The organism is Terrimonas ferruginea DSM 30193 (genome assembly GCF_000425585.1).
Classification (GTDB): domain Bacteria; phylum Bacteroidota; class Bacteroidia; order Chitinophagales; family Chitinophagaceae; genus Terrimonas; species Terrimonas ferruginea.
The window spans coordinates 1-12359 of sequence record NZ_KE384401.1 but is presented as its reverse complement, the minus strand read 5'-3'; the positions used below and the strand labels follow the sequence as shown (position 1 = coordinate 12359).

The window sequence follows — 12359 nt, the reverse complement described above, 5'->3', positions numbered from 1 at the left end:
TTCTTTACGCCGGCGTGAATCGTATTTTTAATGCTATGTCCGAAACAGCCTCTCTTATTCATCTGGCCGAGCAGGTAGCCCAACAGCCTGCCAGCGACGATTTAAACCGCCTTACGGAGCAGATCAGGCAATTGATCAACGAAGACTTTAATGCGCTGGTCAGCCTGCTGTACCGCCAGGACGTGAGCGAGCACAAATTAAGAGCGCTGCTGGCCGGGCAGCCCGAAGCGGACTCCGCCGTACTGATCACCGGGCTGCTGGTGGAGAGAATGGCACAAAAAATAAAATCCCGCCAGACGTTCAGCCGGCGGGATCCTTCTATTCCCGATGAGGAAAAATGGTAAGTTTATTTTTTCCCAAACATCAATTCTTTCACTTTCTCCTTGTCTTCTTTTTCTTTTTTGAGGTCGAACATCGTACCGAATACATGATCCCATAAAGTCGAACTCACGCCAAATCCATTGTGTTCGTTTTTGTAATGATGCAGATGGTGATTGCGCCACAGACCTTTCATCCATTTAAACGGCGGATTCCAGGCATGGATAGCGTAGTGCATCGTGCCATACATCAGGTATCCCAGCATAAAACCGGGGAAGAACATCAGCGAATTGTTGCCAATAGCGAGATACATCAGTCCCAGGATAGTGCTGGAGATGATCAGGCTGGGCACGGGTGGCATGAACAGGCGCTGCTTATCACGGGGATAATGATGGTGATTGCCATGCAGGGTATAGATGAATTTCTGCATACGCGTGTTATCGCTTACCCAGTGAAACAGGAACCGGTGCGCAAGGTATTCAAAGAATGACCAGAAGAGAATGCCTCCAAAGAACGTGAGGAATACGCGCCCTGCACTGTAATGCAAGGTTGCATTGCTGTAATACAACATATAAATGATCACCGGAGTATACATTCCCCAGATCACCAGCGGATGTGTTTTTGTCAGCATCTCGAGGTAATCGTTCTTGAACAACCTGGCCTGCCCCTTATTGTGAATCTTTTCGAATTGCATGCGGCAAAGATACTTTGATTTTTGCATCAGCGGAGCGCAGCAAAAACCCTGATTTTTTTTTTCAATGGAAACTTTAACGAATAACCTGGTGTCATTTCAGCAGCTCGTCAACCCGCTGAAAATCATATCCTCTTTTTTTCAGATATTCCAGCAGCGCGGGCAGTAAACGGTAAAATTTATCCTTACGCGCCGGATCCGTACCTAAATGAAGCAGTAATATAAATCCATTCAGGCCGGAAGCGGATTCTTTTTCATAGCGTACTACCTGGTCATAAATCGCCTGGCTGCTAAGGTAATTGGATAACGCCGGCCAGGTGTAATCCGCATTACTCCTTGTACCAGGCGTGAAATTAATCAATTGTACCCCCGATTTTTTTGTCCAGGCCGCAATGCTGTCGTTGTGCCACTCATAAGGCGGCAAAAAGAAGCCCGCATCTTCGCTGCGGATCCCGTAAGTGGCCATCGTTTCGTAATTTTTTTTCAGGTCTGCGAAAAATTGTTCTTCTGTCACCAGCAGGCTGTCGCGATCATCCCAGCTGCAATAAAGCAGGTGTTTGTCTGAGTGCGGACCAAGATAATGGCCACCGCGTTTCAGTTGCTGCACCGCCGTTTTATGTATCCGGTAAAAATTCCCGGTCAGGAAAAACGAGGCTTTTATTTTTTTATCCGCCAGTGCTTTTGTGATGGCAGCCGTGCCATCGGCAAATTCATCGGCGGTAAAGACCAATGCAATTTTCTTTGTACGCGTATCGCCGCGGGTAATAGCGCCATAGGTCATCGTTTTATTAGCCGCCAGATGTGCGGGCATTTTGACCGCCTCACGCGATGCCAGCAAATACACAAGCGATGCTGTTCCATCCATCGTTGGTTCATTGGTACTGTAGTCGCCATAATCATCATGATAAACAGCCAGGTCGCTCTGGAACGACGCGTACTCATCTTCGTCCTGCAGTTTTATACCAATCAGGCTTTTGTAAATTGATGTATACACCGGTCCGTCGACCAGGCCGCCATCGATCGGGTATTTTTTTAAATGCGTAAACGCAGAGTGCGGGTCCACCGGTGTGTCGCCCTGTACAGGCAGTCCGTATACCATGCTTGTGCCCCACGGGTTGCAACCAAACAACCAATCGATGTTGGCCTGTTCGAATGCAGCATAGCGATTATCACCACTCAGGCTCCTGTACCAGAAACATTGAATGGCAAAGGCGGCGGTAAGATTGTTACTGCACCAGATAAAGGGAACACCGCGGTAGAAAGCATTTTGTTCCGCCTTGTCCCAAACCTTTTCAATACCTGTACGATAAAAATCCATCAGCATATCTGCTCTTTTTTGCCAATAGACCGCTTCTGCTCCTTTGGCTTTGGCCGCACGTTCACGAAGCAGGCGCGTCAATTCATAATGACCGGTATTGATAAACGGATACCATTGATAATGCGCGGCCGTATCTGCACCAAGCCACGGCGTGATGGGTTCATTGATCGCATAGGCAACGGCTCTGTCAAGCATATCATCCACGGCTTTTTGGTTCTCCTTCCATAGCATTCCTGCCAATGCCGCTCCGGCCATTTCCATATCATCTGTCCAGTTTTCTTCTGCATAGATATAAGGCGCTTTGACGGAAACCGTCTGCGTTACACCCGGCTTCTTTAAGGCAAAACGGAAAGCGCCGATGGCTTTTGCGTAACTTTTATCAGCCGTTTCCACATGGATGCCGGACTGATAGGCCAATGCAAATGCCGCCGCGATCTTGGCAGCCGTAGAGCTGGTACCGGTTGTTTTATTCCATCCTTTTCCCTGCTGCTGCGATTCGCCGGTGATGCGATAGACCGGCCGTTGATAGCCTTTTCCATATTGACTGTCTTCTTTCGGTATGCGCATGCTGATGTGATCGCGGTCGTCGGCTACCTGGTTGTACATCGTATCGCCTCCGGGATACATACGGTTCAGCCATTCCATTCCCCATCTTGCCTCGTCGATCACATCGGGCTGGCCATTACCGCCGGGGCGTCCATTGGCCAGGTGTTTATCCGTGAATACCGCCGGAAAGTCGCGGCCGGCGAGCAACAGGTGATGGGTGGCATTGGCAGAAGTGGTTACATATTGGAGATAGTCACTCGCATCATGCCAGCCGCCGCGCGCGTCCACGTAACTGCTGTCGGGAATGTTTTGTCCATAGCGCACGTAGCCGTCCTGCGTATGGCAACTGTCGTTCAGATAAGGATTGAAGCCGCATCGCTGCTGCCGCATATACCGCAGGCAGAAGTCTGCCGCGCCCTTGTACACGTTTGCATCGATGGAAAAAACCGCAGAGCGCGTATCGCCTGTCTGCAAATAATAGCTGCCGGATTTTTTATAGAAAGAAAAATCGAGTCTGGCCGTGTGGCGGAACGGGCCGTATGCACCAAAGGACTGTGTTTTTCCTTTGGTCACTTCAGCGCCGGTTTTCGCGTCATGTAAGGTCCATTCCGAAGGAACATTGCCGTTTTTGGCACACCAGACAGCGCCCTTCGGCAGATCGGGCAGGTAGCCCAGTTGATTGATCCGTATCCAGCTTTGCTGTGCTTCCGCAACGGCGGCAAACAGCAGGCAAAACAAAAGAGAAAAGATTTTCATACACAAGCAGCTTTGGTCAGTCATAGGTAAACTTCCAGCTCTGCAGATCGGGCTGGTGTTTACGCGGACGTTTCAATTCATGGTTATAAATGATGTTGCCAACTTCTTTGAAAAACGGGTAGCCTGTTTCGTCGTATTCATATTTATTATCGTTGAGCACGCCGTCTTTGTTTACATAGATATTCCCCGAGAGCATGAACTCCACGTTATTTTTAAAGTCTACGATATAACATACATCTGTCAGGAAGCCGTAGCTCCAGCCGGTTTTGTTGAACGAGCGGATATAGGACGGAATTTTTTCCTTGCCGGCCCGGAAGAAAAAGAATTTGGTGTAGCTGTCGAAAAATTCGGTGGTGTCATAGTTGGGGAAATGGCTCTCCGAAGGCAATTCAGACATATAGCGATACAGAAACTGATAATCGTCTTCCGTGAGATCGAAGCGTTGCTTCGCGGGAACGGAAGAGGGGAATAAAACCGATTGTAATAATCGTTGCAGATCTGCCAGCGGGGCATTGTTATGCGTGGTAAAATCCATCGGTTCACCGATCAGCTTTTCGTCGCGGTCGTAATAGGCGCGGCCGATCAGGTTGCGTTGACTGAAGTCGAAGTTGAACGCACTTTTGGCGGCAGGTTGTGCATACAGGAGTTTTCCTTTTTCATCTAAAAAACGTACGGGATTGGTCAAGCGGTTCTCTTCTTCGTTCATCCGCACGAACCGGCGCGTAATGCGCGTGTTCCTGTAGCCTTTTTTTTGTAAGGTTTCATTGATGTATTGCTGACCCAGAAATTCATACAACCGGTTATAGGCATCGTTATCACTTACCAGGAATATTTTGCGGATGTATTGGGCGATGGATGGCAGTCCGTTTTTGGCAGAAGTGTCGGTGAGTACGGTCGTTTGCGGAGGTGCGGCGCTGTCTGTGAGCATCGTTGTATACTTCCCGACGCCGGCTTTTTTGAGACGGTTTAATTTTTCCAGGGAAAGAAAAGCCAGTGGCATCTTGACCGTGGAGGCCGGATTGAAATAGCGGTCTTTGTCTACGTTGAGGTAGTAATGCGTAAAAGAAGGCTTATTGTTTTTATCGCGGTCGATGCGGGTATAAATGAGTTGATAGCGGAACGTGTCGGGCTGTGCCAGTACGGACTTCAAGGCAGGCGATGCGTTTTCTTCCAGCAGTCGGCGCAGCCAGGACGAGTCGGGAGTTTGGGCATGCATGGTATAAAAAGAAAAGAGGAACGACAGTAAAGCGGCCAGGCGTATCATTGGCAAAAGATACAACTCTTCAGGTAAAAAAGGGTGCCGGGCGCAGCGGGCTGCTCATTTCCCATTAACTTGCGGCAAATATTTGCCGATGAAACTGGTCTCCTACCTGAAAGATGAACGCGAACAATTGGGCGTGCTGGTGAACAACCTTGTATATGATATGGAAGTACTGCACCCCGATCTTCCCAATAGTATGAACATGTTCCTTACTTACTGGGACGAAAGTTTTCATATTGCCCAGGCGGGAGAGTTGATGTTGCGTGAAGGAACGCGCACGAGCAACCGCGGCATTCCTGTGGATCAGTTGCAGTTGCTGGCACCCGTGCCGTTTCCTGCAAGCTGCCGCGATGGTTATGCCTTTCGTCAGCACGTGGCCGCTGCGCGCCGCAACCGCAAAGTGGACATGATTCCCGAATTCGACCAATACCCCATTTTCTATTTTACCAATCACCACGGCATACAGGGTCCCGGTGAACTTCGCGCCATGCCGGATCATTTCGAAAAGCTCGACTTCGAACTGGAAGCGGCGATCGTTATCTGCCGCCATGGCCGTAACATTCCTGCCGAACGTGCCGACGAATACATTGGCGGCATCATGATCATGAACGACATGAGCGCAAGACGTCTTCAAATGGAAGAAATGTTGCTGAACCTCGGACCTGCCAAAGGCAAAGACTTTTCTACTGTTATCGGCCCCTGGCTGGTAACGCTGGATGAATTGCAGGCCTTTGAAATTCCTGCGAAAGAAAATCACACCGGCAAAAGCTGGAACCTGAAGATGAAATGCTGGGTAAATGGTGTTCAGGTGAGCGAAGGCAATCTCGGTGATATGGACTGGACCTTTGCAGAGATCATCGAGCGCGCCTCCTATGGCGTGGATCTGTATCCCGGCGATGTGATCGGGAGCGGCACCGTAGGCACCGGATGTTTCCTCGAGCTCAACGGCACGGGCAAACTGAACGATCCGAATTACCAGGAACAATGGTTGCAGGCAAATGATAAAGTGGAAATGGCCATCGATCAACTGGGACATTTATCCAATACCATCGTAGCCGAAGATTCCAGTTGGAGCATCCTCGCACAAAAGAAAACACCTGCAACAGAGTAAGTAAAAAATACTTTGTATGAAAAAAGCTATCCTGACTATTGTACTGCTGGCACTGTCCAATACATTCATGACATTGGCGTGGTACGGACACCTCAAGTTCAAGGAATACAAATGGGGCCAAAATCTCGGGCTCGTCAGCATCATCCTGATCAGTTGGGGCATTGCCTTATTTGAATATTCCCTGCAGGTGCCGGCCAACCGCATTGGTTTTTCTGAAAACGGCGGCCCTTTTAACCTGTGGCAGTTGAAAGTATTGCAGGAGGTGATCACCCTGATTGTATTTACCGTGTTTGTATTGGTTGTTTTCAAACAGGAAACCCTGCGCATGAATCATTTGATAGGATTTGCTTTTTTAGTAGGAGCCGTGTATTTTATTTTTAAAAAGTAAGGAAGAAGGTGTAAGGTTTAAGGCGTAAGGCTTAAGGTCTAAGGTGCTCGAAAAGGTGCATGAAGAGGACTTCGGGCCGAAACTTCGGGCCGAAACTTCGGCCATAGGTTTAGGTAAGCATCCCATTGACCATTGACGATTGACCATTCACCATTCACCATTCACCCTTTTGAATTTTGACTTTTGAATTTTGAATTCTTCCGCAACTACCTGCTCGCAAAGGGCGCCCTCACTGACGAACAATTCGACACGGTCAGCCATGCCATACAGGAGCGGACTGTTGCCAAAGGCACGGTGCTTTTGCGGCAGGATGAAATATGCAGTGAAGTATACTTTGTAGCAAACGGTTTATTGCGTTCCTACACAGTGGATGACAATGGCCGCGAACACATCATTCAGTTTGCGCCGGAAGATAGCTGGATCAGCGACCGCAACAGTTTCCTTTTCGGCGAACCGTCACTTATTTTCATTGATACAATAGAAGAGTCGAAACTGGTGGTGTTGACGCCGGAATTTTTCCAACAGGTTTCGGCTTTTGCGGGCTTCAATACGTTTAATACAAAAGCATTGCACAACCTGGTGCGCATGCAACAGCACCGGATCAGTTTATTGATCGGCGCTTCTGCGGAGACGCGTTATATGGACTTCATTGAACGTTATCCAAGTCTTACCCTCCGCGTACCGCAATGGATGATCGCTTCTTACCTGGGCATTACGCCTGAATCGCTGAGCCGTGTACGCCGGGAACTGGCGAAAAGAAACTTCAAACCCGGATCACAAGCTACCGAGTAGCTTTTGTGCTTTTTTATAATAAGGAGATACCTGCGGAACTTTTAACGCCTGTTCTCGGGCCGCAGTTTTTTCATTGAGGTTTTCATACGAAAGTGCTGCAAAATAAGCCGCATCACCTGCATAAACAGACGTACCGGAAGAAATGCGCGCCAAATGCGTGACCGCCGGTCCCCATGCTTTATTTCCCACATAACTCAGTCCGAGATAATAACGCGCGGCAGCCGATTGCGTATCCGCCGTCACTACCTGTTCCAGTAATAAAGCCGAAGCTGCATAGTCTTTATCATTGTAAGCTTTAGAAGCCGCGTTGAATAATGAATCGCTGTTGACGCCGCGGCTTATGGTTGCTTCCATCGCCGGAAGTTCCATTCCGTTGTTACTGAATACACCCGACATCACCACTGCAAAGATCAAAGCAGCCGCAGCCGCCAGCCCGATCACGATCCTGCGGAAGGGTATTACTCGGGTGGTGGGTTTATTTTGTGCCGCCGCTACTGCTTTCAAGGTGCTGCGGAGAGCGGGCACAGCTTGTTCTGCTTTCAATCGTTTTGCAATGACGTCCTGCATTTCGCGGCGGATGGCCGTTTGCTTTTGCAGTTCCGCATTTCCGCGAAGCTCCTGTTCAAAAGCCGCCTGCCCGTCTGCGGAAAGTTGTCCGTCGAGGTAGTCCTGTATTTGATCGAAATAATTTTCCATGACATTCTTCTATTTAAACAATGGGTGCTGGCGCGCAAGGGCTGCGAGGCCGGCCATGCATTCACTTTTCTTTTTTCGCAGATAGGCGTAGGTGAGACCGAGCGATTCGGCTACTTTTTCCTGGTGATCGCCGGACATGCAGGCTTTGATGATCTCCCGGCATTTATCGCCGAGTTGTTCCAGCAGTTCCATGATCGTTGTTTCGCGCTCTTCGCGCCGGGCATACTCTCCGGCGCTGTCCCATTCCTCCTGTTTAAAAGAAGATACGTCGTCAAACGACTTTGTTACCGGGCTTCTGCCGTTCTTTTTGAGCACATTCAGCCATTTTCTTTTGCAGACCAATACGAGGAAGGCCTCAAACGGGCAGGTAAGTACAAAATCACTTTCCGTGCTCATCCGGTATATATCGACAAGGGATTCCTGGAAAATGTCGGCCGCGTCTTCTTCGCTACCGCTGTTGGTAACAATCAGCCGTTTTATTTTATCTGCATATAAACGATAGATCTCCGCGATACCACGGGCATCATTTTGCTGTAAAAAAGTGATATAGCGTTGGTCCTGGTGCAAGATTAAGAGTTAAGTCAAAATTAAAAATTCAAAAGTCAAAAGAATGAATGTTCAATTGTCAATTGTGAATAGAAAATGATCTGTAATAGCCGGCAATAAGTCGATTAGTAAATAACTGAATATTGATCCCGATTGGTGAATATATTGACTTACTCACTGATTGACTTATTCACGCTCCTCACTTTTGACTTTTGACTTATTACTTATTACTTTAAAAATATTACTTATTTTTCGTAACAGCTTGAAGTATATATGCTCAGCTCTTCCAACCAGACCGTCAAAAACCTGTCAGATATGAGGAACCTGCTTCTTTTCCTGTTATTTTCCGCAATGGCTGCACCCGCTTATGCGCAATTGCCTGCCGGAACTGATAGTACTGCCGGTTTTGAGATTGTGGCCGGCAAAGACGATTTTGAATTCAGACCTAAACTGCGGCCCCTGCAGGTTATTCCGGGTGGCAGAAGCCCATTCTATACCTATCTCTGGGATTTTGGTGACGGACATTTCAGTACAGACTCCATGCCGCGTCACCGTTATGCATTGCCCGGAAACTATACCGTTCAATTATACGCCGTCAACAATTATGATGACGGCAAACGTCCGCCACGCCCGGTAAAACGCCAGAATGAAGTTTCTGAAGCTATGGCTTCTGTTACCTCACCGTCGAATGCGGAGAAAAACTTCTTTTCCGCCAATGGTGTATTTCAACTGGCAAAAAACACCAATGCGCTTCCGGGTGAAGACATGTTGCTGATTGCCGGATTGCGGGCGCCCCAGGGAAAGGGACACTTATTGATATTAACCAATGAAAAGATCTATGGACCCGGTGGATTCAAACAACGCGATGCATCATCCTATTATGGAGAAAAACAATTGAACCCCGACAGTGTAGACGCCGCTAAACTATGGGCATCGGTATCGCAGATAACGGTTACGCAAAGCGGTAGTCCGCATTACAATAACCGCCAGGACCGCAAAGTGACTGCGGATGAAGCCAATCAATATTTCCGTGGATTGTTTGCGCAGTATAATACAAAGCAGGTGTATACAGTGAAAAGCGAAACAGATAAATCAGCGTTCTCCTTTATTCAATACGACATTACACCGGAAATGTTGAAGGATACCAATGCCATGGTTACGATCACGGGCATTTATTTTCCGGAAGATGGTGGCGATGCCTATGTGCATCAGCTGGAAGTGCCCGTAGTAGCCTCGCATGATCCGAACCGCATGTCGCTGAAGCAATCGCGGATGAGCTATCGTATGATGGCAAAACGCAAAGAAATGTTGTACAAAGTGCAATTCCAGAATGATGGTGAAGGCGATGCACGCAATATCAGGTTAGAAATAGATCTGCCAGCCAACATGGATCCGTCCACATTCAGACTGTTGCAGCTTTCGCCCAACTGTCCTCCCTGTTCGGACAGTATTACGCGCGGATGCTGGGAGCAAACAGTGAAGGAAGACAAAACAATCGTATTTAATTTCCGCTGGATCAGTCTGCCCGGAACCAAAGCCAAAGACATCTCCAATGAAGACAGTACGAAGGGATTTATCCGTTTTGTGGTAAAGCCGAGGAAGAAACTGCCGAACCAGGCATTCCGTGGGCGCACGGCTATTTACTTTGACAAAAACGAACCGATCATAACGAACACGGCAACGGGAAGATTCCGCAAAAGTCTTTCACCAATTGTGTTTGCGGCGCATCAGTTAAGCATACAGGATGGAGACGTAGATAAAGAAGTCAAGAGTATGCGCAGCCGGCAGGCCTGGTCGCTGGGCGTGGGATTGTCGCCATTGGCGCCTTATAAAAAATTATACTGGCAAGTGGAATTGTATGGCGGCACGGTGCAACAACAGACAGACTATGGGCGTGTATTCCGGCCCGGTAGTGTCACCATCGATGGTGTGGATTATAACTATGACTTCTATGAAAGGAAAGTCTCCGCGCGGATCCTGCGGCTTGACGTAGTACCGGTGCAATTGAGGTATAACATTGGTCATTTCGTCTCTGTGGGGGCGGGTGTGCAATGCAAACTTGATCTGCCATTATCAGCGGAAGAAAACAGGACCATCTATCCCTTCGTGAATGGACAGGAGCGAAAACTTTCACAAACGGTCGAAACAAATAAAGGAGGCACGGGTCCTATACGCTTCCGTCCGTTTGCGGATATTAATATTGGTAAAATATTATTGGGACCCTGCATCGGCGCGCGTTATCAATTTGACGGCAAGCAGGGGCAGTATGTGCAGGTGTATGGCGCATGGAGGTTGTAGAAGGCGTAAGGCCCGACACTTCGGGCTAGGGCATAAGGTATAAGGCTATAAATCTCTTTGCATCTTTGCTCCTTATGCGTCTTTGCGTGAATTTTTCGCGCAGAGGAATGACGAATTTACCGATTGACCATCTCCCCCTTTTTTGAATTTTGACTTTTTAATTTTGACTTTTTCCCCGAGGTTTGTAGCTGAGCCAACAATATGATCATCGATTTAAGCCATCGCTGATCATCTCGTCCAAACCAACCACCATCGTATGCCGAAGCGTCGCCTGTTGCTGCATTTACTGCCGTGTCGTGCAGTAAATATCTTTTTCCTGTCTATTTTAGTTGGATCAACCGCGCGTGCCCAGGCCCCGGCCGTCTATCCGGCGGGTTCGAAGACCAACTGGGTACGCACCTGGGATGCGACAGGGCCGGAGACCAACCCCGACAACCTCATTGCACGGCCATTAACGGATGTGCGCATGGCCACGCAATACATGGATGGCGTAGGCAGACCGGTGCAAACGGTGATCAAACAAGGATCCTTAATTACAGGCGGAACGGCGACGGATATCGTTAACACGATTGTTTATGATGAACTGGGTAGGGAACAATACAAGTTTTTGCCAGCTCCGGCTAGTACAACGGGTGGCAATGCCAGTGTAACCGATGGTTTGTTTAAACGCAACCCGTTTGAGCAACAAAATGCTTTTTATAGCAGCAGCAACGCTGCGCTGAACCCGGTCGCGGGCCAGGGTGAGACGTATTACTATGGTAAAACGGAATTTGAAGCGTCACCACTCAGCCGCCCATTAAAAGGCATGTCCCCGGGTAATAGCTGGGTGGGCGCGGCAAGAGGCGTGCAAACTTCGTACATGCACAATACAGCCACCGACGCGGTACGTATCTGGAATGTGGGAACAGTGAGCGGCGACTTTGCAACGTATACCACTCCGGGTATCTATCCCGAAGGAGAACTTTACAAAACGATCACGACCGACGAACACGGTAAACAAGTGATCGAGTACAAGGACAAAGACGGGTTAGTAGTGTTGAAGAAAGTGCAACTGACGGCCACGGCTGACAATGGAACCGGCAGCGGGCACAGCGGTTGGCTCTGTACTTATTATATCTATGACAAGCATAACAGACTGGCCGGTGTGATCCAGCCACAGGGTTTTATCGACCTGGTGGCCAACAGCCTCACGTTTACCAGTATTATTTTGGAAGAACAGACTTTCCGCTACGCCTATGATGAGCGTGGCAGAATGATCGCCAAACAGGTACCCGGCGCCAAACCGGTGTACATGGTGTACGATAATAAGGATCGATTGGTGATGACGCAGGACGGCAACCTGAGAAGCAGTAACCAATGGCTGGTGACGCTGTATGATTATTTGAACCGCCCTGTACAAACAGGCCTGTGGACCAGCAGCCAGACCAGAAGCTGGCAGCAGACACAGGCCAATGCGGCTTCGACGGACTATCCGTTTGCCGCCACTTCCACGCCGGGCAGCGGTTGGGACAGACTAACGCGAACGCATTATGATGACTATGCTGGTCTGCCTTCCGGTTTATCGGCTACGTTTTTAACGACCTGGAACAGTCATTTCCTTTCAGCATCTACAAGCTTTCCGTTCCCTGTTACTCCGCT

The 12359-nt window shown here is 48.8% G+C and carries 11 protein-coding genes; 6 read left to right on the top strand and 5 right to left on the bottom strand.

Going from position 1 to position 12359, the window contains the following annotated elements:
- The first annotated feature begins 35 nt into the window (after positions 1 to 35).
- Positions 36 to 344 carry a hypothetical protein gene (locus H608_RS23840; RefSeq protein ID WP_051268436.1) on the top strand — a complete coding sequence of 103 codons (309 nt, stop codon included), beginning with the start codon at positions 36 to 38 and terminating at the stop codon, positions 342 to 344.
- 2 nt (positions 345 to 346) lie between these two features.
- Here the strand turns inward: H608_RS23840 and H608_RS0117910 are convergent, their stop codons facing one another.
- The 3 genes from H608_RS0117910 to H608_RS0117900 all read right to left on the bottom strand — a co-directional run bounded on the left by H608_RS0117910 (position 347) and on the right by H608_RS0117900 (position 4893).
- Positions 347 to 1012, bottom strand: coding sequence for a sterol desaturase family protein (locus tag H608_RS0117910; protein ID WP_028788892.1), 666 nt, complete (start codon positions 1010 to 1012; stop codon positions 347 to 349).
- A 91-nt stretch (positions 1013 to 1103) separates the two neighbouring features.
- Positions 1104 to 3629 carry a bifunctional glycoside hydrolase family 9 protein/polysaccharide deacetylase gene (locus H608_RS0117905; RefSeq protein ID WP_028788891.1) on the bottom strand — a complete coding sequence of 842 codons (2526 nt, stop codon included), beginning with the start codon at positions 3627 to 3629 and terminating at the stop codon, positions 1104 to 1106.
- 16 nt (positions 3630 to 3645) lie between these two features.
- On the bottom strand, positions 3646 to 4893 hold the full coding sequence (locus tag H608_RS0117900; RefSeq protein ID WP_028788890.1) for a serine hydrolase: 1248 nt from the start codon (positions 4891 to 4893) through the stop codon (positions 3646 to 3648).
- Positions 4894 to 4981: 88 nt separating this feature from the next.
- Between H608_RS0117900 and H608_RS0117895 the strand changes: the two genes are divergently transcribed.
- The 3 genes from H608_RS0117895 to H608_RS0117885 all read left to right on the top strand — a co-directional run bounded on the left by H608_RS0117895 (position 4982) and on the right by H608_RS0117885 (position 7181).
- Positions 4982 to 6001 (top strand): fumarylacetoacetate hydrolase family protein, encoded by a 1020-nt coding sequence (locus tag H608_RS0117895; protein ID WP_028788889.1) that lies wholly within the window; start codon positions 4982 to 4984, stop codon positions 5999 to 6001.
- 16 nt (positions 6002 to 6017) lie between these two features.
- Positions 6018 to 6389, top strand: a complete 372-nt coding sequence (locus tag H608_RS0117890) for a DMT family protein (RefSeq protein ID WP_028788888.1) — start codon at positions 6018 to 6020, stop codon at positions 6387 to 6389.
- Positions 6390 to 6572: 183 nt separating this feature from the next.
- On the top strand, positions 6573 to 7181 hold the full coding sequence (locus tag H608_RS0117885) for a Crp/Fnr family transcriptional regulator (protein ID WP_028788887.1): 609 nt from the start codon (positions 6573 to 6575) through the stop codon (positions 7179 to 7181).
- On the opposite strand, the gene H608_RS0117880 is transcribed toward H608_RS0117885, so the two are convergent.
- Together H608_RS0117880 and H608_RS0117875 are read right to left on the bottom strand one after the other, a co-directional pair.
- On the bottom strand, positions 7164 to 7877 hold the full coding sequence (locus H608_RS0117880) for a tol-pal system YbgF family protein (RefSeq protein WP_028788886.1): 714 nt from the start codon (positions 7875 to 7877) through the stop codon (positions 7164 to 7166). The two genes, H608_RS0117885 and H608_RS0117880, sit on opposite strands and share 18 nt — an antisense overlap.
- A 9-nt stretch (positions 7878 to 7886) precedes the next feature.
- Positions 7887 to 8444 (bottom strand): RNA polymerase sigma factor, encoded by a 558-nt coding sequence (locus H608_RS0117875; protein WP_245565777.1) that lies wholly within the window; start codon positions 8442 to 8444, stop codon positions 7887 to 7889.
- Between the two features lie 294 nt (positions 8445 to 8738).
- Between H608_RS0117875 and H608_RS0117870 the strand changes: the two genes are divergently transcribed.
- The gene (locus H608_RS0117870; protein ID WP_162142897.1) at positions 8739 to 10721 is read left to right on the top strand and encodes a PKD domain-containing protein; all 1983 of its coding nucleotides are present in this window, start codon (positions 8739 to 8741) and stop codon (positions 10719 to 10721) included.
- A gap of 256 nt (positions 10722 to 10977) precedes the next feature.
- A partial coding sequence (locus tag H608_RS22885; protein ID WP_038009054.1) for a DUF6443 domain-containing protein occupies positions 10978 to 12359 on the top strand: 1382 nt, incomplete at its 3' end.